The 22,625-nt window shown below is 39.6% G+C and carries 18 protein-coding genes and 1 pseudogene; 8 read left to right on the forward strand and 11 right to left on the reverse strand.

Translation table 11 applies throughout. The features are described 5' to 3' along the window. Nucleotides 1–5: 5 nt before the first annotated feature. The 4 genes and pseudogenes from NSTCB13_RS13870 to NSTCB13_RS13885 all read right to left on the reverse strand — a co-directional run bounded on the left by NSTCB13_RS13870 (nucleotide 6) and on the right by NSTCB13_RS13885 (nucleotide 4,282). Nucleotides 6–308: a hypothetical protein gene (locus NSTCB13_RS13870; protein WP_448272726.1), complete on the reverse strand. Its 303-nt coding sequence runs from the start codon at nucleotides 306–308 to the stop codon at nucleotides 6–8. Continuing rightward, nucleotides 302–571 (reverse strand): annotated as a pseudogene (locus NSTCB13_RS13875) (addiction module protein). Before NSTCB13_RS13875 ends, NSTCB13_RS13870 begins: the two are co-directional and overlap by 7 nt. A gap of 99 nt (nucleotides 572–670) precedes the next feature. Then, nucleotides 671–3,292 (reverse strand): PAS domain S-box protein, encoded by a 2,622-nt coding sequence (locus NSTCB13_RS13880; RefSeq protein ID WP_448272727.1) that lies wholly within the window; start codon nucleotides 3,290–3,292, stop codon nucleotides 671–673. Between the two features lie 291 nt (nucleotides 3,293–3,583). Continuing rightward, entirely contained in the window at nucleotides 3,584–4,282 is a 699-nt protein-coding gene (locus NSTCB13_RS13885) for a rhomboid family intramembrane serine protease (protein WP_448272728.1), read from the reverse strand. Nucleotides 4,283–4,559: 277 nt separating this feature from the next. Between NSTCB13_RS13885 and NSTCB13_RS13890 the strand changes: the two genes are divergently transcribed. Then, on the forward strand, nucleotides 4,560–6,692 hold the full coding sequence (locus NSTCB13_RS13890) for a tetratricopeptide repeat protein (protein WP_448272729.1): 2,133 nt from the start codon (nucleotides 4,560–4,562) through the stop codon (nucleotides 6,690–6,692). Nucleotides 6,693–6,815: 123 nt separating this feature from the next. Here NSTCB13_RS13890 and NSTCB13_RS13895 read toward each other — a convergent pair whose 3' ends face one another. Beyond that, nucleotides 6,816–7,595, reverse strand: a complete 780-nt coding sequence (locus NSTCB13_RS13895; RefSeq protein WP_448265207.1) for an ion transporter — start codon at nucleotides 7,593–7,595, stop codon at nucleotides 6,816–6,818. A gap of 88 nt (nucleotides 7,596–7,683) precedes the next feature. Between NSTCB13_RS13895 and NSTCB13_RS13900 the strand changes: the two genes are divergently transcribed. Next, entirely contained in the window at nucleotides 7,684–8,109 is a 426-nt protein-coding gene (locus tag NSTCB13_RS13900; protein ID WP_448272730.1) for a nucleoside deaminase, read from the forward strand. Nucleotides 8,110–8,231: 122 nt separating this feature from the next. Here the strand turns inward: NSTCB13_RS13900 and NSTCB13_RS13905 are convergent, their stop codons facing one another. Together NSTCB13_RS13905 and NSTCB13_RS13910 are read right to left on the reverse strand one after the other, a co-directional pair. Beyond that, nucleotides 8,232–8,894: a response regulator gene (locus NSTCB13_RS13905; protein WP_448265210.1), complete on the reverse strand. Its 663-nt coding sequence runs from the start codon at nucleotides 8,892–8,894 to the stop codon at nucleotides 8,232–8,234. Continuing rightward, nucleotides 8,894–10,159, reverse strand: coding sequence for a sensor histidine kinase (locus NSTCB13_RS13910; protein WP_448272731.1), 1,266 nt, complete (start codon nucleotides 10,157–10,159; stop codon nucleotides 8,894–8,896). Before NSTCB13_RS13910 ends, NSTCB13_RS13905 begins: the two co-directional genes overlap by 1 nt. Before the next feature lie 368 nt (nucleotides 10,160–10,527). On the opposite strand from NSTCB13_RS13910, the gene NSTCB13_RS13915 reads away from it, so the two are divergent. The 3 genes from NSTCB13_RS13915 (at nucleotide 10,528) to NSTCB13_RS13925 (ending at nucleotide 12,195) form a co-directional block, all read left to right on the forward strand. Beyond that, nucleotides 10,528–11,040, forward strand: coding sequence for a Spy/CpxP family protein refolding chaperone (locus NSTCB13_RS13915; RefSeq protein ID WP_448270051.1), 513 nt, complete (start codon nucleotides 10,528–10,530; stop codon nucleotides 11,038–11,040). Between the two features lie 297 nt (nucleotides 11,041–11,337). After that, nucleotides 11,338–11,580: a regulatory protein SipA gene (sipA, locus tag NSTCB13_RS13920; protein ID WP_322682666.1), complete on the forward strand. Its 243-nt coding sequence runs from the start codon at nucleotides 11,338–11,340 to the stop codon at nucleotides 11,578–11,580. Nucleotides 11,581–11,637: 57 nt separating this feature from the next. Further along, entirely contained in the window at nucleotides 11,638–12,195 is a 558-nt protein-coding gene (locus NSTCB13_RS13925) for a peroxiredoxin (protein WP_445632201.1), read from the forward strand. A 305-nt stretch (nucleotides 12,196–12,500) separates the two neighbouring features. On the opposite strand, the gene modA is transcribed toward NSTCB13_RS13925, so the two are convergent. Continuing rightward, nucleotides 12,501–13,310: a molybdate ABC transporter substrate-binding protein gene (gene modA, locus NSTCB13_RS13930; protein WP_448272732.1), complete on the reverse strand. Its 810-nt coding sequence runs from the start codon at nucleotides 13,308–13,310 to the stop codon at nucleotides 12,501–12,503. Nucleotides 13,311–13,473: 163 nt separating this feature from the next. Next, on the reverse strand, nucleotides 13,474–14,442 hold the full coding sequence (locus NSTCB13_RS13935; RefSeq protein ID WP_322665055.1) for a TauD/TfdA dioxygenase family protein: 969 nt from the start codon (nucleotides 14,440–14,442) through the stop codon (nucleotides 13,474–13,476). A 934-nt stretch (nucleotides 14,443–15,376) separates the two neighbouring features. Between NSTCB13_RS13935 and NSTCB13_RS13940 the strand changes: the two genes are divergently transcribed. From NSTCB13_RS13940 to NSTCB13_RS13950, 3 genes are all read left to right on the forward strand, one after another. Continuing rightward, a complete protein-coding gene (locus NSTCB13_RS13940; RefSeq protein ID WP_448272733.1) occupies nucleotides 15,377–16,990 on the forward strand; it encodes a glycosyltransferase family 39 protein in 1,614 nt (537 codons plus the stop codon). A 188-nt stretch (nucleotides 16,991–17,178) separates the two neighbouring features. Further along, nucleotides 17,179–21,138, forward strand: a complete 3,960-nt coding sequence (locus NSTCB13_RS13945) for a DUF2157 domain-containing protein (RefSeq protein WP_448272734.1) — start codon at nucleotides 17,179–17,181, stop codon at nucleotides 21,136–21,138. After that, entirely contained in the window at nucleotides 21,129–21,260 is a 132-nt protein-coding gene (locus NSTCB13_RS13950) for a hypothetical protein (protein ID WP_445628046.1), read from the forward strand. Before NSTCB13_RS13945 ends, NSTCB13_RS13950 begins: the two co-directional genes overlap by 10 nt. Nucleotides 21,261–21,339: 79 nt before the next feature. On the opposite strand, the gene NSTCB13_RS13955 is transcribed toward NSTCB13_RS13950, so the two are convergent. Together NSTCB13_RS13955 and NSTCB13_RS13960 are read right to left on the reverse strand one after the other, a co-directional pair. Beyond that, complete coding sequence (locus tag NSTCB13_RS13955; RefSeq protein WP_448272735.1) at nucleotides 21,340–21,714, reverse strand: hypothetical protein; 375 nt, start codon at nucleotides 21,712–21,714, stop codon at nucleotides 21,340–21,342. Between the two features lie 25 nt (nucleotides 21,715–21,739). Further along, complete coding sequence (locus NSTCB13_RS13960) at nucleotides 21,740–22,609, reverse strand: hypothetical protein (RefSeq protein ID WP_448272736.1); 870 nt, start codon at nucleotides 22,607–22,609, stop codon at nucleotides 21,740–21,742. Nucleotides 22,610–22,625 lie beyond the last annotated feature (16 nt).

The raw sequence follows: 22,625 nt of genomic DNA on the forward strand, positions 1-22,625 counted from the left end.
CAAATCTAGAAGACCCTTTTTGTCATCTTATAGCGATTCTCAAAGGGATAACTAGTATCTTTAGTAGTGTTCTTGGGCGATCGCGTTTCGATTGACAATGCGATTGTTTCGACTAACAATGCCATTGCATCGACTAACAATGCGATTGCATCGGCTAACAATGCGATTGCATCGGCTAACAATGCCATTGCATCGACTAACAATGCCATTGCATCGACTAACAATGCCATTGCATCGGCTAACAATGCGATTGCATCGACTAACAATGCGATTGCATTGGCTAACAATGCGATTGCATTGGCTAACAATGCGATTGATCTTTCAAGACGCGATGAATCGCGTCTCTACAATCTGGGTTTTGTCTTACTCTAGCTAACGCTTCCTCTCCAGGAATGGGTGAAACTGCACCGCTACGAACTTCATCTCTACGCTTTTTGGCTTCGTCTGTCCGCAGTGTTTGAAGTGTTTCGTCTACATCAAATTCAAGACTTTCAACCAGCTTTTATGCCAACAATGCTCTCGCTGCACTGGGCAAAGTTAAGGCTTCTTTAATCTGCTTAACAGATGCCATAATTTCTAAAAGCATAAGGGCTATTCAGAGTCTAGCAGGAAAGCAGTAGACATCGTACAACACTAAAGTGATAGACAGCCGACGGACGCCAATCTAGTATTAACTTGGTTCAATCAAATCAACGATCGCTTTTATCAATACATCTGGATCTACTGGTTTGGAGATATGCATTTGAAATCCTGCGGCTAATGCTTGTTGCTGATTCATTTCCCCTGCATAGGCTGTCAGAGCGATCGCTGGGACGTTTCCTCCTTGTTGGGGGGATCGCGATCGCACTTCACGCATTAGCATATAACCGTCTGTTTTTGGCATTCCAATATCGCTAATTAAAACATCTGGTATCGACTCAGATAGTGCTTGTAATGCCTCCTGTGCTGATGATACGGCGGTTACTTGCACGCCGTAGTCTTGCAAAATAAAGGTAACTAAATCGCGGATATCTGGTTCATCGTCCACTACCAAAACTTGAGTGTCTGCAAGCAGCGAGGATTCCGGCTCTGAATATGAAGACTGATTCTCTTCACCCCAAACCTGTTCGCTTCTAAGCAAAAGCGGTAACTCGACAGTGAAGGTTGCACCCAATCCTTCTCCAAGACTTTCGGCTTGAACATTTCCCCCATGCATTTCTACAACCTTACGCACGATCGCTAGTCCTAAACCTAGTCCACCAAATGTCCGAGTAGTTGTGCCATCAGCTTGACGAAAGTAATCGAATACATAAGGCAAAAAGTCTAGGCTAATTCCCTTACCTGTATCACTGACCTGAATTTGAGCCTGATTACCAACTTCCATGAGTTGAACTTCTACCCGTCCTCCTGTTGGTGTAAATTTTACCGCATTAGAAAGTAAGTTCCACACAACTTGTTGCAGCCGATTGGGGTCGCCCATCACTTGTCCCAAATTGGTATCAAATAAGGTCTGAATTTGAATTGACTTGGCTTGTGCTGCTAGTTTTACCGTTTCTAGTGCTGCTTCAACTACCATTACCAAGCTGACAGGACAGATATTCAAGTTTAATTTTCCTTGGAGAATGCGCGAAACATCCAACAAATCTTCAATTAGCTGGGTTTGTAATTTCGCGTTGCGTTCAACGGTTTCTAAGGCATGGTGAGTAGTTTTTTCATCAAACTTGCGAGTCCGCAGCATTTTCGACCATCCCAGAATGGAGTTGAGTGGGGTGCGCAGTTCGTGGGAGAGAACCGCCAGAAATTCATCTTTAATTTTGTTGGCGATTTCTGCTTGTTGCCGTGCTGTCTTTTCGCGCTCGAGTAGGCGATCGCATTCTTGTTCAGCTAATTTGCGCTCGGTAATATCCAGTACAAAAGCAACACCATGTTCTTGGGAATCATTCAGTAAAGCTATCCCTAAAACAATTGGTACTCGCTTTCCGTCGCGGTGGATGTACTCTTTCTCGAAAATTTTGGAAACTCCAGTGGTTTGCACCTCCAAAAGGGCGCGATCGTCTAAATCCTGATATTCAACAGGAGTAAGTTCTCGCCAATTAATTCTGCCTAAAGTAGCAAATTCATCGCGAGTGTAACCAGCTAGTTGCAGAAAGGCATCATTGGCATCAATAATAAAGCCATGCACATTCCAAAAAGCGACCCCAATCAGGTTAGATTCAAACAAACGTCGAAATCGCGCTTCACTTTCACGTAAAATTTTTTCTGCCCGTTTGTGTTCGGTAATATCGCGAGAAACAGTAATTACGCCTTCAATAGTTTGGTCAACATTGCGTAATGGTGTGAGAATATATTCATAATAATGTACGCCATCACGAGTAACATATTTACACTCATCTTTAATTGGTTGCCCTGTTTTCATTACAGCAAGTCGTTGATTCTCTACCTGGGTTATTAGGTCGATAGGTAAATCCATTTCTGGCAAATTTTTGCCGATAATATTTTGGGAATTTAAACCTAGTATAGTTGCTCCATCGTGGCTGACATACTGATAACAACCTTGGCGATTAAAGATGTAAATATGATCGACTGAAGCAGTGAGGATAGCATTTAAAATATTTGCCTGTTCTTGGACTTGTGATGTGAGTTCGCGAGTACTTTCTTTTGCCTGCTTACACACAGTAGTTTCCATACAAACGCCGATCATTCGCACCGCTTGCCCTTGAGTGTTATAGATAAATTTTCCCTTGGCAGAAATCCAATGTGTACTTTGGTCTGAGCGAACTATACGAAATTCATCATTGTAGTCAGTCTTTTGTGCCAAAGCGTGAGCGATCGCTTGCATTACAGATTGGCTATCTTCAGGATGAACGCACTTTTGAAACGTCTCATAAGGGCTGTCAAAACTACTTGGAACTAAACCAAAAAGCAGTTCATAATTTTCCGACCAAATGACTTGATTGGTAACAATATTCCAATCCCACAAGCCCATCTGCGATACTTCTAGAGTTAGCTTCAGCCGTTCTTCGCTCTCTCTAAGAAATACTTCTAGCTGCTGTCGCGTCGCAATTTCTTGTTGGAGTCGCTCTAAAATTACTGCTACTTCTGTTGGCATGAGATGCACAGATGTTTCTTTAACTTTAATATAAGGATTTTCTGCTTCTACTGCCAGCTTTCTTTTTAGTTCTGTTAATTGTTCTTCAAGTGCTGCTTGCCTTTGTTGATAAAATATCTCTGATTGCTCTAACTCAGCTACCCGCTGCCGCAACACTGCTAATTCATCAGTAGATTGAAAGTTAAATTTATCAACATTTTGCATATTCTACACCGCTAATATTTAACAATATCGACTTGAAGAGTAGGTATTCCCTAGTACGGCAAGGCGGAATTAAAAATTAAAAATTGAAAATTAAAAGTTAATACAGCGTAAGCGTTTGATTAATTATGCTTTATTAAGCAAAAACAATTTATATATTTCAGCCAAAAGATATATATGAGTTTCAATAACTGTAGGGTAAGCACTGCCAAAAATATCAAAATTGGGCTTTGTGACATCAGTCAGTTAATAGTGCCCACTCTAGAAACAATAGCTAGATAGCTAAATTAAAATTTATTTATTAAATCGAATGAAAGCTGCACCAATTAATAATGCCACAACCTGCCCTAAGAAGACAACACCCGATTGATTTACGCCAACAGGAGGAATATTTAAACTCCCGATACCATAAAATAATTGTTGTATAAACCACCAAAATATATAGAAAATGGCTGGTAGTTGGATAGGGATATACAAGATTATTAGCGGCAAAACAGTGTCAATTGTAGCTTTAGGAAACTTCATAAAGTATACTCCTAAAATAGCTGCGATCGCACCATTTGCCCCAATCAATGGAACTGTCAAACTCGGTTCAAGCAGAATTTGTATTACACCTGTCACTACCCCAGCAGCCAGATAAAATCCTAGATAGCGTCTGTGTCCGAGAAGATTTTCTACAGTTTTCCCAAAAACCCACAAAAATAGTAAATTTCCTAATATTTGACTAAAACTGCCGTGCAGAAATATCCCAAAAAATAGGGTAAATACCCGCCAAATCACAACTATCCAAGCAGCAGAGTTGAAAAAGAGAGCATTGGTAACTGCTCCACTAATCTGCGCTGGAATCATACCCCAAGTATTGACAAAATAACCTAATTGACCGCTAAACTCTAGTTGAAGTTCCCATAAAAATACAGCCAGGTTAATGCCAATCAACCAGTAATTAATAATTGGTTTATTTCGACAACGAATGTTATCACTAATAGGAATCATATATATTTGTCATTTGTCATTTGTCATTTGTCATTGGTCATTTGTCATTGGTCATTGGGTATTGAGAAGAGACAAGGTAGACAAGGAAGAGGGGGGAGACTTGGGAGAGATTTGTCAATAATTCCCCCTTGTGCCCCTTGTCCCCCTTGTCTCCCTTGTCTCCCTTGTCCCCTTGTCCCCTTGTCCCCTTGTCCCCTAACTCCCTCACTCCCTCACTTCCCCTTAACGTGTGGCAAGATTGAAATCAGATCGCATTGCACTTAACTAGGCAAACAAGATGCTAGGAAACACACTTGTAGGAAGATACCAAATTATTAGTAACTTGGGAGGAGGGGGTTTTGGTGAAACTTTTGTGGCTTATGATACCCAATTACCTGGTTCACCTCTATGTGTTGTTAAGAAACTCAAACCCCAGGCAAGCGATCCGGTAACTTTGGAAACAGCTAGACGTTTATTTGATACGGAAGCACAAGTTCTATATAAATTAGGAACTCACGATCGCATTCCCCAACTTTTAGCTTACTTTGAGGAAAATGCCGAATTTTATCTTGTACAGGAATTGATCGAAGGTCATAACCTGAGTCAAGAATTAACATCAGGTAAAATCCTCAGTCAAGAAGAAGTCATTTCACTTTTACAAGAACTTTTGACAATCTTAGAATTTGTCCATCAACAGAATGTAATTCATCGTGATGTCAATCCTCACAATATTCTTAGACGCCAACCAGACGGCAAATTAATTTTAATTGATTTTGGTGCTGTAAAACAAATTGCAACTCAAGTTATTACTCCCCAAGGTCAAACTCTTGCAACAGTAGCTATCGGTACGCCTGGATATATTCCTGGCGAACAAGCTCATGGGACGCCAAAATTAAGCAGTGATATCTATGCTGCGGGAATAATTGCGATTCAAGCTCTCACTGGATTATCACCAGAGGAAATAGTAAAAGATGCTGATACTAATGAAATTATCTGGCACGATAAAGCCACGGTAACACCAGAATTTGCTCAATTTTTAGATAGAATGGTGTGCTACGACTTTCGGCAACGCTATCCTTCAGCAACAGTGGCATTACAAGCGCTGAAGGAGGTAACACGACCACCTGTTCAGACAATCGCGTTAACTCCTCCTCCACCAAAAAATATCAACAAACCTGAACCAAAAAAAGGTCTTTTAGGTAAAATTTTACTAACAATATTTTTCTTTGCTGTTGGTGTAGTAGCATCAATATTTATTTGGCATTACATTAATTCAAATAATGCTATAGAATTATCTAAACAAGGAAATACGTTTTTTGATTTACAACGCTATCAAGACGCGCTAGAAGTATATGAAAAAGCCGTTAATCTTAGACCAGATTATCCTCAAGCTTGGAATGGTCAAGGCAAAACACTAAATAAATTAAGAAAATACAAAGACGCATTAGTGGCTTATGATAAAGCAATTCAAATTCAGCCAGATTATTTAGATGCTTGGATTGGACGTGGTACTGTATTGGGAAATTTACAGCGATATCAAGAAGCGATCGCCTCTTTTGATAAAGCCTTAGAATTAAAAAATGACAACTCAGAAGTCTGGAATGCTAGGGGTGAAGCTTTCAGTAATTTAAACCAATACGACCAGGCAATTAAGTCTTATGAAAAGGCAATTGAACTCAAACCAGATAATTACGAAGCTTGGTATAAAAAAGGATTAGCTTTGCAGAATTCTAGGCAATATGAAGAAGCGATCGCCGCCTATCAAAAAGTCGTAGATTTAAAACCAGATTACGAGCAAGCCTGGTATAATTTGGGGAATGCACTAGTCAATTTAAAACGCTATCAAGATGCATTCACAGCTTATGATAAATCGGTGCAATATCAGCCAGATTATTATCAAGCTTGGTTATCTAGAGGTAATATACTGCTGAATTTACGACGTTATCCCGAAGCGATTGAATCTTTTAATCAAGTAATTAAATACAGTCCCAAAAACTATGAAGCCTGGTATAATTTGGGATGGTCGCTGCATCAAAATCAACGCTATGAAGAAGCAATAAAAGCTTATAATAAAGCGGCGACAATTAAGCAAAATGACTATCAACTCTGGTATAATTTGGGAAATTCGCAATACATATTGCAGAAATACGAAGATGCGATCGCGTCTTATAATAAGGCAGTTCGTTATAAACCAGACCATTCCGAAAGCTGGTATAGTAGAGGCAATGCTCTATTAAATTTAAAACGGTTTCAAGATGCGATCGCTTCTTACGATCGAGCAATAAAATACAAGCCTAACTACCAACAAGCAATAGAGGGCCGCAATCAAGCTCAAATTCAACTGCAAGGCGAAAAAGCAAAGCCTGTACCTGTAATTGTACCAACTCTTCCATTTCCTAATTCCACCAATCCACCGCAGACGACACCTTAAACTGAACCTGGGTTTTCATCAAGGGAGATATCCTATAGGAGTTAAAAAGAATGGAGAGACGTAGCAGTGCTACATTTCTCCAAGGATTATAGATAATGCATATTTAATTTCACCATTGGCAGACTACTTAGGTAACTTAGTCCCGCACCTTTGACAAAACCCAGCATTTACATCATGGAAAGCTAAACCACAACCTGAACAAACTATTTCTATCTGATTAGCAGTTTTCACTACTTGTTTAATTAAATCTCCCACTTGCCAAGGAATCAATGCAATTCCGGTAAAAATCATCAATACTGTTAGCAAGCGTCCTGATTCCGAAATTGGAATAACATCACCAAATCCTACAGTTGTCATTGTGACAACAGAAAAGTAAAATGCATCCAAAAATGTACCGTAATTTTCAGGATTAACCGGATGCTCGACTTGATAAATTAAGCCAGAATAAATAAAAACAATTGTAAATAACGTAAATAATATTCGCGCAAAAATCATCCCATCTTCACTGCTGATACTAACGAATAAAAACTTTCTATCTATAAATCTAATTAATCGTAAAATCCGAAACCATCGTAATAGTCGGATAAAGCTAATATCTACCATACCGAGAAAAAATGGCAGAATCGCCATTAAGTCAATAATCGAATAAAAGCTAAAAATATACTTAATTTTGTTTTCCGCACTCCACAGGCGAAGCAAATATTCCACAGCGAAGATGATGACGATCGCAGTATCAGCTACATTTAACTGAAACCGCATATAATCAGGAATATTATATGTTTCTGCCACAAAAATTCCTGATGATATTAGTACCAAAGAGGCAAGGGTTAAATTAATCGCTTTACCTATTGGTGTTTCTAGGTCTTCTAAGTAAAACTCTGTTTCTTGTCTGCTCAGTAACATATTCTACTATTAAAACATCTTAATTCCCAGTTATAACATTAGAAATACGATATGATTAACCATTATCCTGATGTTAACCTCAGCTTATATGAACCCAGAATCTTTTATGCGTTTAGCATTGGCAGAAGCAAAAAAAGGCGATGCACCCTACGGTGCAGTGATTGTTAAAGATAACGAAGTCGTTGCCGTAGCTCATAATACTGTAAACAGAGACAACGATCCATCAGCCCATGCAGAAATCAATGCTATTCGTAGTTTAACAGCTAAACTGAAAAACCCCTCTTTAGAAGGTTATAGCATATATACAACTGGCGAACCTTGTCCGATGTGTGCAACTGCTTGTGTTTGGAGTGGTTTATCAGAAATTGTATATGGTGCTTCCATTCAAGATTTAATTAATGTAAATCAATCACAAATTAATATATCTTGCGAAGAGGTAATCGATAAGTCATCCCAGAAAATAAAAGTCACAAAAGACATTTTAAAAAATGAATGTTTGGAATTATTTAAATAAAGTGAAGTGAGATCGCTGACTTAAAAATAAGTCAGTAATCTCCGGGTTGCAATTCTCAACAATAAAGTAAAATTGCTATAAAGCTTAAAATTACGAATTACGAATTACGAATTACGAATTATTTAACTTGGTTCATTCAAATACGATAAATATGTATTTGCCCAAATCGCCGCTTGAGTGCGATCGCGCAAATTTAATCTGTTTAAAATATTCGTAACATGATTTTTTACTGTTCCCTCAGAAATGTAGAGTTTCTGAGCAATTTCTCGGTTACTAGCACCTGTAGCAATTAATCGCAAAACCTCTTTTTCTCTAGGAGTCAGTTCAGCTAAACTAGATGGTAAAGGCGGTGAATGAGTTGGTGCAACAGGAGAAAATTGAGTTAACAGCTTTTTAACTATACCTGGGCCCAAGTGAGTATATCCTTTATGAACGGCACGAATAGCAACAGCTAATTCCTCTGATGGTGTATCTTTCAATAAATAACCCATAGCCCCATTCTTTAAAGCTGCTGACACATATTCATCATCATCAAAAGTCGTTAATACTAAAATCTTAGTTTTGGCAAAACGTTTTTGAATCTCCTTTGTGGCTGCAACTCCATCCATAATCGGCATTCTGATATCTAGCAAGATTACATCTGGCTGAAATTCTGCAACAAAATTAATCGCTTGTTCGCCGTTTTCTGCTTCTCCAACTATTTCTAAATCTGGCTCTAGTTCCAATAACGCTCTTAATCCTTGGCGAATTAAACTTTGATCGTCTACCAGCAATACTTTAATCATTATGTTAACCATGTTAATGGAATATTAACTGTAATTTTGCAACCAGAGCCAAGAGCGCTATTAATATTAAACTGACCCCCAAGTGCTAAAGTGCGATCGCGCATACTATGAAGTCCAAAACCAGTAGTATTTTGCCCAACATCAAAACCTTTACCATTATCCTGAATTATCAATCGCAAATTGCTTTTAGTCGTAGTGAGTTCCAATTTTACCTCTGTGGCATCTGCATATTTAGATATATTAGTTAAAGATTCTTGAGTAATTCGATAAATAGCAGTATTTATTTCAGGTGGTAGAGAATATTCCAGGTTAATTTGATAAATTGGTAATATCCCATTAAAGCGATGAAAATTTTCTGAAAGACTAGCGATCGCATCTTCTAAAGATTGTTCTTGTAATGGATTAGAACGCATAGTAGAAACAGATTGACGAACATCTTTTAGCGCTTTTGAACCTAATTCCTTTGCAGTTGCAAGAAATGTTTCAGCTCTACCTGGGTTAGATTGCCATAGTTTTAAAGCAGTTTCTAATTGCAGATTTAAAGCAGTCAGAGAGTGTCCTAATGAATCATGAATTTCACGAGCAATACGGTTACGTTCTTCTAGGGTAGCTTGATTTTCAATTTGCATAGCATATTGACGGAGTTTGTCGTTAGCAAGAGCTAGCTTTTCTCGACTTTGCCGTTCAGACAAAACTGCATTCATCATCAATAATACAAAAACCAAACTTAAGCCAAATACTAGCGACGAATTCAAAATCAAAAATCGATATCGCTCTTGTGCCTGCGGCGATGCTTGAAAATTGAATAATTGATATTTTAGTTGTGTAGTAACTAAAAATAAAGCAAATGACAAAGCTGTAACGAATAAGCGCCCATTTAATTGAAAAATCAGACAACTGCGAGTCACTAAAATTATATAGAGAAAAGGAAAAAGCCGAGCAAATCTTTCCCCAAAAAGTCCAATTATTAAAATTAATAAAATTTCAATGACTGTATATATTACCTTAGTTGTCTGATTCTTTCTAGGTAATGTTAAGCCCATTGCCGCAAAAATAATCAGACTATAAATTGATAGTTCTGGCAATATGCTACAAACTGACAAGTCTGGAAATGCACTACAAATTGATAGCTCTGGAGGCTTAGGACGAAATCGCCGTAACGGAGGTGGTATAACAGCTGTCAATGCAGTGATTGCCAGTAATGTCCACTCCAGATAAAGCAGAGACGGAAAAGGATGTTTCTTAATTTCAATTGGACGACTCATTAGTCGCGTTGCTCCAGTTAGAAGTGATGAGTTATGAGTTATGAGTTAGGAATTAGAAGTTAAGAATTTTGAATATTTTAGCAGAGGCTTTCATCACTTAATTTTTTCGTTGAGTGAGAAATCAAAAGCAAATTCAAAGAACAAACCCGTTAGATAATCAGCTAAATAATGACTTATAAAATCATCATAATCAAAATTTTCATAATTTCTAACTCCTAACTCCTAACTTCTAACTTCTAACTTCTAACTATCTCTTGTCAATCATGACTAAAGTCATGGGTATAACCATGACTTTCTCCTCATGTAACTGCTGAAGATAAGTTCTTATGATGGTGGCATCCAACCAGGAAAAACCCACCACACAAGTAATGAAACTCAAAGCATTATCGCTAGTTGCTTCCGCGATCGCTCTCACTTTAACTGCAACCTCCTTTGCTGTTCACGCTCAAACAGCCTCTCCTTCACCCCTGTTACTTGCCCAAACTCCACAAAAAGAAAGAGGCCCTTGGAAAGATTTGGGTCTAACAGATACCCAAAAAGCCCAAATTCAGACGATTCGCCGCGATAGCCGCGCCAAATTTGAAGCAGTTTTGACCCCAGAACAAAAAGCAAAATTAGAGGCAGCCAAACAAGCACGTCGGGCTGAATGGCAAGCACGTAAAGCTCAGGGGCAAACAGGTCAACGGCAACCCGGTCAACGTCGAGGAAAGGGTGGTTTTGCTGACTTAAATCTAACTGAAGCCCAAAAAACCCAAATGCGACAAATCCGCGAGTCTGAGAAACAACAGATTCAAGCAGTCTTAACCGCAGAACAGCGTCAAAAATTAGAGCAATTCCGTCAAAATGCTCCTTCACGCCGTCAACAAGGCAATCCTCAATAATCATCTTTCAAAAAATAATAATTCAGGGGTGGGCAGTACTCGCCCATCTCAATCCCAAAAGAGATTATATAGACTTCTTGCAGAAGATGCGGAAAGGGGAAAAACTTCATCCCCTTTCCCTTTCCCTATTTTGAGTGCTGAGTTTTGAGTTTTGAGTGGAGAATCTCATTTCTTTACTCAGCACGGGCTAAACCCTAGCTATCCACTAACGAAAGTATTTTGCCCAATGCCGAATTTAGTAGACTTTCAAGCTAGTTTTGAGTTATGAGTTAATTCAAAACTCCTAGCTTGATTAAAATGTCAAAAGAATTCGCAATTGGTAGTAAAGTCCGTGTTGTGGCGCTACCAGCTTATGTCAAAACTGCTGAACCTATGCCCATGCTACGTCCCCCTAATGTAATTCACATGGGCGAAGAAGGTATAGTCATTGACCGCAGACCCGGTGGATATTGGGGGATTCGCTTTGCTAGGGGGGTCTTTCTCCTAGATAGTCAATATATCGAAAGTACAGATACCCCTGCCGAATCTCACTTAGAATAAGATTTCTCGCAACCAAGAATTGTAAACTTGTGTAAAGTTGTGATTCTGGTTTCCACCATGATTTCCCGCCGCACTTTTTTAAGCATATTATTTGCCAGCTGTATTTCTATCATCAGCTGGCTGAATTTTACCCCTGTTGCTGATGCTATGGGTGGTAAACTTCCGGCAATTAATCAACCCGCACCTGAGTTTACTTTGCCAACCAACACAGGCGATGGCAAAATTTCCCTCTCTGACTTGCGCGGTAAATGGCTAGTCCTGTACTTCTATCCTAAAGACTTCACCTCTGGTTGCACTATAGAGGCTCGTCGTTTTCAGCAAGACTTACCCCAATATCTCGAAAAAAATACCCAGATTATTGGCGTTAGTGCTGATGACATTGATTCCCACGCCAAGTTTTGTGATTCAGAAGGACTAAAATTCCCTCTGTTGGCTGACACTGATGGTTCAGTAAGCAAAGCTTACGGTTCGTGGCTCGGCTTTTTATCTATGCGCCACAGTTTCATCATCGATCCTCAAGGCGTCTTGCGCGAGACTTTTGTCAAAGTCAACCCAACTATTCACAGTTCAGAAGTGCTGGCACGACTAGAACAATTACAGTCCACAGCTTCTTAAATAGACTTATTGCATAAGTCGGGAAAAGGGTAAAGGTTAAAGGGGAAAGGGACTTTTGCAGTACCTTTTCCCCTTCCCCTTTCCCCTTTTTTCCAAGAGTGCAAAAAGCACTTTTGCAAGAGGTCTAATGATTAGCCTAAGTTAGGGATTTGTCTCCTTGGCTTAGGCTAACAATAATCAAGCGGTTAATTCAAAATTAGCTACTGGAATAACTTGCATACATCTAAATTCTCCCCCTTAAAGGCTATTCATTAATTGGATCTTTCTTAAAATTTGTAAGAGCGATCTCTAAAGAAATAGAGTGATTATTTTTTATTTCCTTCGGACACAATAAAACCATATTTTTTGAGTACAGTTTTGGCTTCATTCCCAGATAGATACTGAACAAATTCTTTGGCAGCAGAAGGATTTTTACTGCTTTTAATTATTGCTACCGGATAGACAATTGGGGAATGAAATTTATCATCAGCAGCAACTACGACTTTTACCTTGTTGGAAATTTTGGCATCAGTGGCATAAACTAAACCTGCTTCGGCGTTACCACTTTCTACTGCTGCTAAAACTTGACGCACATTGTTAGCAAAGACAAATTTCGACTTGAGGCGATCGTAAAGTTTCAATTTCTTCAAGACTTGCTCGCCATATTGACCGGCGGGTACGCTTCTGGGTTCACCGATCGCAATTTTTTTAATCTTACTATCTGTTAAATTGTAGAAGCTATAGATGCCATCAACATCCTGAGGCACAACCAAGACTAAACGGTTATTTGCCAGGTTAGTACGACTACCTGGTAGCAACAGTCCTTTTTGTTCCAAGGCATCCACTTGCTTTTTGCCAGCAGAAATAAAGATATCCGCTGGCGCCCCTTGCTCAATTTGTTGCTGCAATGCACCAGAAGCCCCAAAGTTATAATTAATATTGATATTTGATTTACTTTGTTGGTATAAAGGCTTAATTTCTTCCAGCGCCTCTTTTAAGCTGGCAGCTGCGGACACGAGTATGTTTGTGTTCGACTGTGCTATTACAGGAGAAGGAGTAAACAACGGTAAACCAATTGCTAGCAGCAAGCCAGCGATCGCTATACCCAAAAAGCCAAAAATTTGTCTTCTTTTCATAGAAAAGGCGTTTGAAGGGTTTCTTCCATAAAATTGACGTTAGGTAAAATAGTACCAAAGATACCAATATATAACCAACTATATCGGTAAAAATCTGGCTCGAAAAACTTCAGTAGGTAAACTGGGCTACGAACAGCGCAGCCCTTGTTTACCGCTCTGTAGCTTATGAAAGTGCTGATACTGCTTCTAACTTCTCAGCTTTGTTCTTCAATACGGTTGGTAGTTCGCTGTTGAACGCCTCACCTTCAACCACTTGCGATCGGAAACCATCGGGCCCAACTGGAACATCACCCGTGATGGTGGTGCGATAGAGAACGCGCTCGACTTCCAGATGATCCAAGTCTTGAGGGGCCAAATGGGAGGTGGCGCGGTTGTCCCAGAACGCAATGTCACCGTTATTCCAGCGGAAGCGGGTGGTGTAGGCGGGCTTAGTAATCTGGTTGAAGAACAACTCAAGCAACAGGTCGCTCTCTTGTCGTGATACGTCAAGAATGTGCGAGGTGAAGCCAGGGTTGACGTACAATGCGCGTTCACCAGTCTCAGGATGAACCCTTACTACTGGATGGATTGAAACCAGGGGATTGGCTGCGATGCGCTGGGCAATCTTGCTGTTGCTGGGCAAATTCAAACGCGCATTGAAGCGATGTTCCGCCTTTAATGTGTCTGCCAACGCCCGTAGGGGTGCTGACAGACCCTCATAAGCTGCAACTAAATTTGTCCACTGTGTGTCACCACCGAAGCTAGGGACATTAACCGCACGTAAAATTGATGCCGCAGGTGGGTTGACAACTGCTGTAACATCGGTGTGCCAACGGCTCTCGTAGCTGGAACGACGCAAACCATTGCGCCGCTCGTAACGGCTGCGGTCAATGGGCAAGATTTCTGAGAAGCCTTCAATCGGCTCATCTTCGTGGGGATGTGCGTAAGTCACTTCGCCGAAACGAGCCGTAAATGCAATCTGTGCCGCATGATCGATGTTTTGACCGCGAAAAAACACGACTTTCCACTTCAATAGTGCTTGACGAATTTCTTTGACTGCATCATCGTGCAAAGGACGCGACAAGTCTACGCCGCTGATTTCGGCACCGATGAAACCTGCTACCTGTTTGACTTCAATGTGTTTGTTGCTCATCTCAATTCTCCATAGTTTGATCGATCGGGCGGTGTTCGCACTCGTCCGTTTACTTGAGATATGTTGCTTGCGCTTAATGGCTACATACCAAAGGAAGCGATCGCAGTTTCAATATATTACTATAAATTGATCGGTTTACCGTAGTATTTACTTGCCATATTTTAGACTGCTGTGGCAATAGTCGATTTAGTCCGGGAAAGGGTAAGTAAAAATTCGGAACACAGATATTAAGAAGCTTCTCAGATCCAGTGAGAAGCAAGCTATGTAATTAAATGGGTACAGAGAAAGCACTAAATTTTTGCTGCAAGTGCTTTTTTGGAACTTTGGACGATTCCACAATCAGTAAGCCGGGGTTAATATTTAAAGTTATGTTAAGAAATTTAAATGTAGGGTGAGTTGCACTGCGTAACAACACACCGTCAACAATTCAGGTACGTTAGTCTATGGCATCACATACCCTACTTCAAATTTATATTTCTTCATATACATTGCTTTTTTTCTCGCAGACTTACTTAGTGTCTCTTTTCTCTGTGTTATTCGCTACTACAAACTTACTTAGGTTTATTTCATATAAAGTTTATTAAATCTTTTTATTTTTCACACAAGTATTTTATTTCTTGATTAATTTATATTGTAGGATGACAAAGAAACAATTGTATTTATGATAATTACGTATTGTCAAAAGCTGCAAAATCAATATTTAAATAATTATTTAGAGTAAAAATTTTTAATTAAAATGTTTATAGACAATTTGATACTGGTTAATCAGAAAATAAGACTTTTTATTTAATTCGTAAATTAGATAAATCTTCATGTTCATCTACTCTTTTATTCAGAGATACTAATTTGCTTTTTTCATGAGAACAGGCTAAGAAAAAATTATCAATTGCTTTTTTACCGAGATTAATTAAGCTTTGAGGAGATCGAAAACTACATGAAAAAGCAATTACCACAAAAGAAAACGCAGATATCACAGAAATGGACTATTTCTAAATACTGGTTACGTTTTTTAATTATAGTTTTATTAGTAATAGGTGTATTTTTTCGCTTCGTTAATATTGATAAAAAAATTTATTGGGGTGATGAAGTTTTATCCTCATTACGCATATCTGGCTATACGCAGTCAGAAATGAGGAAGCAATTAGGTAATGGTCGTTTGATTGGCATAGAAGATTTACACAAATACCAGCATCCTAACCCTGAAAAAAATGCAATTGATACAATTAAAGGAGTTATTGTAGAAGACTCGCAGATTTTGCCACTATACATCTTGATGGCCCGGTTTTGGGTAGAGTGCTTTGGCAATTCTATAGCAGCGATTAGAAGTTTTTCGGCATTTATTAGTCTGCTTACCTTTCCTTGTCTTTATTGGCTATGTCAAGAATTATTTGAGTCTTCACTAGTCGGGTGGATAGCCATCGGGTTGGTAGCCGTTTCACCTGTTCATATCGTGTATGCACAAGAAGCGCGATCGTATAGTTTAGCAATAGTAGCCATTTTAATATCGAGCGTAGCCCTGCTGCGAGCCATGCGCCTTCAAACAAAAGTTAGTTGGTGCATTTATGTAGCAACATTATTAATAGGGTTTTATACTCATCTATTTTTTACCTTGGTTGCTTTTGCCCAAGGAATTTATGTAGTTACAATCGAACGCTTCCGATTGAGTAAAACATTAATTTATTATCTGCTATCATCGCTTGCGGGTTTTATCACGTTTGTACCTTGGATTTGGATTATTATTACCAATCCTCAGCCAGAAGCAGTAACTTGGGCGAATATTAAACAAACAGTATTTATGTCAGCTATAAGATGGGCTGGTATCTTTAGTCGTGCGTTTCTTGATTTAAGTATTAGTCCTAACGATCCAGGAAAACTTAAGTTTTTCTTAATTCCTTTGATTTTGATTCTTTTAGTTATAATCAGCTACTCAATTTATTTTGTATGTCGAAGAACCTCTAAAAAAGTTTGGTTATTTGTTTTAACCTTGATTGCATCAGTAGGGCTTCCCTTACTGATAATAGATTTCGTTTTTTTAAAGCGATATGCTACTAGTCGATATACACTTCCTTCTGTTTTAGGGATACAGTTAGCTGTTGCTTACCTATTTACCACTAAGATTACGTCTATTTCTACTAATGCTTGGCAAAAAAAGTTTTGGTCACTTGTAGCAGTTATGGTAGTTATGGGCGAGGTTGCATCTTGTATGGTTCACTCTCAAGCGCAGATTTGGTGGAACCAATTCCCTGAAAAATACCAAAAATATCCTCAAATGGCTCATATTATTAATCAAGGTAAGAAACCGCTTTTAATTAGTGATGAGGATAACATCATTCCACCACTACAAGTACTTAGTAACTTCATCGATCCAAAAGTACAATTCCAAATTGTCGGAAAAAATCAGTTACCAGAGATTACTAATGGCTTTAGTGACATATTTTTATTTTTGTTCGAGCCATCTGATTTCTTAAAAGCTAGAATTGAAAAAGTTTATAACTCAAAGTTACAGCAGGTAGACGACTTTCTCTGGAAAATAACAAAAGCTAATTAAACTCAGGATACGGGCACATCTACCGCCTGGGAGACTGCAAATGGAAACTAAAAGCAGATAGTTGGCATTAGAATCTCGCTTGGCGGTTAAAAATTAACATCAATTAGCCTGATAAGTTGCACAGTTAGAGCAAAAATATACTTTAATTAAACAAATAATTTAAGTATATACTGGTATTGCTGCCGCTTATGTCATCGCCCCTTGAGCGCCCGCTAAAAATTGAAATCAGATTGCCATCTTCCCATCCTCAATTATTGGAAGGACTGGATATATGGTTGCGTTTAGGTTTGATATCTGATACCCAAGTCAGGCAGTTATGTCGAGAGTTTCTGGTGTGTGCGGTGGTGTTGCAACCCCAGGCTGAAGCTCACACAAAGGTAGTATTTGCAACTTCCGATCCCGTGCAGCAGTTGCCTGTAGCAGCTTTACAATCTAGTAGCGGTAAACAATCACAACAAAAACCAGCTAAACCCAACTTCATCGGCACAATGTTGCAATCCTTGGGGGCTGAACTGAGTGTGCGTTGGCTACTTTTTCTAGGGGTTTTTTTGGTAGTTGTATCCTCTGGGGTACTGGCTGCTAGTCAATGGGCGAGGTTTCCTGCTGCTGGACAGTACGGGGTTTTATTTGCTTATACTTTGAGTTTTTGGGGATTAAGCTTTTGGGCGACTAGGCAAAATAACCTCAGATTGACGGCTCAGACATTGCTGATTGCCACTCTTTTGTTAGTGCCAGTGAATTTTTGGGCAATGGATAGCTTCAAATTGTGGCAAAATCCTGTGGATTGGATTGTAGTTGCGATCGCCTGTCCTACCCTGACTGCTATAACTGTTTTACTCTCCAAAAATCGAACTATTTTTAGCAATTTACATACTGGCAAATTACCTCTGGTAAATATTCTAGGGCTGAGTTATCTGCATTGGGGTTGGCAATTAAGAGGATTTCCCTTAATTGCTGTTTATCTGGCAACGATCGCTACAACTATCATTACCGTTTATTACAATCTTTTCCAACAGCCTCGTACTGTCAGCAACGATCGCCGTAGCTTAAGTATTAGTTTACCTGCTGCTGTAATTATTTATTCTTTAATAATATTGTTGGTGCGGGCAATTTTTGTTACCAAGTTAGATGTCGCACTGTTGGGGTTAGCTATTGGCATTTGCGGCTGGTTGATGACTTGGTTAGCAAAACAGGGAAGAAGGGCAGGGGAGCAGGGGGGCAGGTGGTCACTGAGCGTAGCCGAAGTGGGAGCAGAGGAAGTAACATTAATATCCCCCTCATCTCCCTTGTCTCCTTCATCCCTCTTACTCTGGGAAAGATTTGGGGGCGTTTTACTCTTTTTGGGTTGGGTGGTATCGGTAGTAAATTATCCTTGGCAAGCAATAGCTGTCAGTGGTTTGGGTTTGTGGTTTGTGGAGAGTCGCTTGTGGCGGTACAGTTTAAAGCGAGACTTTGCAGGGGCTTTTGTCATCGGCTTAGAGACGATTTGGCTAGGTTGGCGATTAGTACCTGATAACTTACAGAAATTAGCGATCGCAACTAGTACCCAACTCACCAATTCTCAAAATGAACCTTGGGCGCTACTGGGTATAGCTTTATTTCCCTACGTAATTTTGATGGTGGCGCTTACAGATAGTTTGTATCGCCGCCAAAAGCGAGAATTAGCTAAATTTGGCGAACTGCTCGCTCTGTTATTTGGAGCTTTTTTAACAACGATCGCTCTCGTAAATCCCACATTGCGATCGCTAAATCTGCTATTTTCTACCGCCACTCTGGCATTTGTTACTCAACGCCGCTCCCCCTCATCCCTTCCTCTGGTATACCTAACTCATATCATGGGGATGCTGACATTTTGCTTTACCATTAATTGGTTATTTCCCAGCCTGACTCAACAAGGTTGGGCAAGTATTTTATTGGCTCTCATGGTTGCAGAATGGCGATTCAGCTTGCAGGAAGGACTATGGCAAGGTAGTGCATGGGATATCGGCTTAGGATTAGCCGCAGCGAGTTTTTTCCTCTTGTGGATGAATGCAGAATCATCTTGGTATGGCATCACTGATAACCGATCTGATTGGGGAGTCTTATGGCTAATTACGCCTTTAGCTCTGATGGGTGTTGCCAATGCCGCAATGATAGAGCGGCGGCTTACTAGCCGTTACTTGAGTGTCTTGGCTGTAATAATTGCTCAGTTACTAACTTTACAACTACCAGAAATCAGATTAATCGGTTTGGCTGTAGGTGCTGGATTGATGTTTGCAAATACGCGCTATTTGCGCAACCAAGTATCTGCGGTAATTACAGAAGGATTTGTTTTAAGTTTCATTGGGGCGCTGCTGTGGACGGGTGTGCCTGGTTTACCTCGCCTCGCGGTAGCTGGTTGGTTTGTTGTCGGAGCGATCGCAATTCTAAGTTTATGGTTAGCGCGGACTATTTTAAGCCGACGCGGTAACGAATTAGCAGTTATCTATGCAGCCGCTAGCGATAAATGGGCGATCGCCTTATGTAGTGTTGAATTATTAAGTTTGACGCTGCATTCAGTACTGATTTACCAAGGGTTTACGACTTCAGGATTTTTGTTCTTAATTGCCACTGCAATAACCCTGGCAGCCATTGTTTATCGCAGTTGGCGCGAACCGACAAATTGGGCATTTTATGGTGTTGGTTGGTGTTTGGAATTGTTGATTGCTCAGGTGCTAGGGTTGGGGGAACGTTCAATTGTGAGAATTGCAATCGCAAACATCGCCTTGGGTTTAATTACTCAACTTGTCGGCGAGTGGTGGCGGCGGCGACATCAATTAGAAAGGTTTCCTAGCAGCCTGCACATTTTGCCATTAATTTATGGTGTATTTAGTGTGTTGCTGCGTTTGAACACCTTTACCGAGTGGACAGGTTTGTATTCTTTGGGTGTAGCTTTAATTATTATTGGCGTAGGGCGACGGCACGAGAGCTTCAAACCCTTTCTGTATTTAGGAATTATTGGCGTATCAATTTCTGCTTATGAACTTTTGTTTTATCAAATGTCACAAGCTTCAGGAGGAGCATTAGGCGATGGATTAATCGCCATGTCTGCCCTTGGCGCGAGTATCATGTATGCTTACCGCATTTTGTCGCCAAGGCTAGTCAGCTACTTACACCTAACTCCTCAAGAATTGAAAAGAATTGCTCATATTCACTGGGTTTGGAGTAGCTGTTTATTAATGGCTGCTATTCCTCTTCCCATTGCAGTTAACCGTTTGGTGGGATTAGGAACGGGAGTATTTTTGATTCGCTACGCCGTCTTTCAGGGACGCAATTTACCCACTTCCCCCAGCATCTTGGGAAGAATTACAATCGCCGAGATGTGGGTTTACCTTGGTTTATTAGAGGTAGCCGGGATGAGGATTTATTGGCGAGAGACAGCAGTAGGGCGATTTTGGGCTGGGCCATTAGTTCCTTGGAATGGGGCGATCGCTTGTGTGGTAGCCTACTTTTTGTACATCCTACCTTGGGAAAGTTGGGGTTGGTCTAAAAGACCTTGGCAACAAGCTGCATACATCACACCACTGATAATTTTATGGGAAACTAGACTGCAAACTTACCCGATTACCTTAGTACTCGCAGCTGGATTTTACATCTTTTTAGCAAAAGTAGGCGAAAACATCCGTTTCACTTATATTAGTGTGGCGTTGATTGATTGGGCACTTTACCGTTGGTTTGATTCCTTACACCTGACTGATGCTTTGTGGTATGTAACACCAATTGGGTTATCACTGCTTTATATTGCTCAAGTGGATACCCAACTGAAGCTACCAGAGTACAAAACATCTCGTCATCTTCTGAGAGTGCTAGGGAGTGGTTTAATTTGTGGGTGGGCAATTTTATTTAATCAAAATACAGCTTGGATACCGGGTATTTTCAGTCTCATCGCTATTTTTGCTGGATTAGCTTTGCGAGTGCGCGCTTTTCTCTACATTGGTACAGCGACTTTTTTAATTACGACAATCTATCAATCAGTAATTTTCAGCTTGCAGTACTCCTTTTTAAAATGGGTAGTTGGTTTGTTAGTTGGCATTTTATTGATTTACATCGCCGCCAACTTTGAAACCCGTCGCGCTCAAATCACTTCCTTAATTCGTAGCGCCATTGATGAATTTCAATCATGGGAATAGGTAAGCTAAAGATTAAACTAATTAGACAGGCGATCGCCCAAATTGAAGATACCTCTAAAATTAAGCAAGAGCGGTGGCTTTGCCAAAGCTTTTTAGACGCTCTGCAAACGACTAATGCATAGAAGCACAAAATAATAACACAGATTCCATTAACACAAGCTCAACTTCATTTACCCGAACTGAGGTTCTTGTTAAATCGTTTTACAACGAGAGAACACGTCGAATAATTCCTGTTACATTTTGGAGTGTAGTGAGAATATTTACGGTATTTTCCACTCGATCAATTGCTTGAGTTAAGTCTTCTATTCCTTTAAACAAGTCTGGTTCTAACTTCTTTAGATTCGCAGCTATTTCTTTTAGAGCCGCAGTTTCAAGTTGACTGCGTAGAATCGCTATATTCTTACGTTCTTCAAGAAAATCTTGTTTTCGTGACTCGTCCTTTTCATTTTCAAATTTTTGTTGTATTTCTGGTAAATTGAGATTGAATTCTATATTCTTAATTCTCTTGAGAATTTCTTCAAAATCTCTAGCAATGCTTGTGTTTTCTTCGGGTGTAATTTTTGAGCTAAAATTCATGGTAATTTTCTTACAATGTAAATATCTACTTTGCGTTTTTATCTGCTTCAACAATTTGTAGAAAATTATCAACATCTTGTAAAAAACTATTGAGTCTAGCAAGATTTAATTTTCCTTCAATAAGACCTTGAAAAACTCCTTGAAACTCACTTAATGTATTGCTAGCATCTTTAAGTTCTTTTCCTTGTCTCCTTGTTAATATTTCCCGTCGAGTTTCAATCCATGCTTCTTTGTCAGGAATTTCTGCGTCCTGCGTTAGTGGACGAATAACTAAACGGTCTTCTTCTGCTATACGAATAAGTTTGGTATCTTGTTCAATTGAATCTCCAAGAGATTTTAACATCGCCGTATGAATAGTTAGTTCGCGCATAATTGTGCCATTACGTTTTTCTAGTTCATTGCGTAATGCTCCACGAATTTGTGATGAAACTACAAGATTAGTAATGCCTTCAAAAAGACCTGGATTTTTAATCAAATCGCTCTTTTGTAGTTCTTTCCCAATATTATTGAGATTATCTACTACTCCGTTAATTTCTCCTTCTGCACGTACAGGTGCATCGGAAGAAGCAAGTTCGTTAAGCAGTTGAAAATAATCTCTTAATAGATTGTTATGTTTGCATAAATTATCAATAACCTCTAAACGTTCTTCATCAGTTTCAGTAAGTTTTTCATAATCTTCACGTGTTTGATTGGTAATTTGGTCATCTTTTAATAATTGCTCAGAAGTTTTATCTATATGAATGTCAGTGGCGGCATCAAGTAATTTGTCAACTGCATTGGCATATTCATTTCCTGCTTTGGCAAATTTTTTGTATTCATCAGTTGAGCGGCACCCTGTTGTTAGCGTTGCAATTACTGCAAATACAACGACGGTTTTACGAAAAGTCTTCTTCATAAACTAATGATTGTTT

The organism is Nostoc sp. DSM 114160, assembly GCF_053470305.1.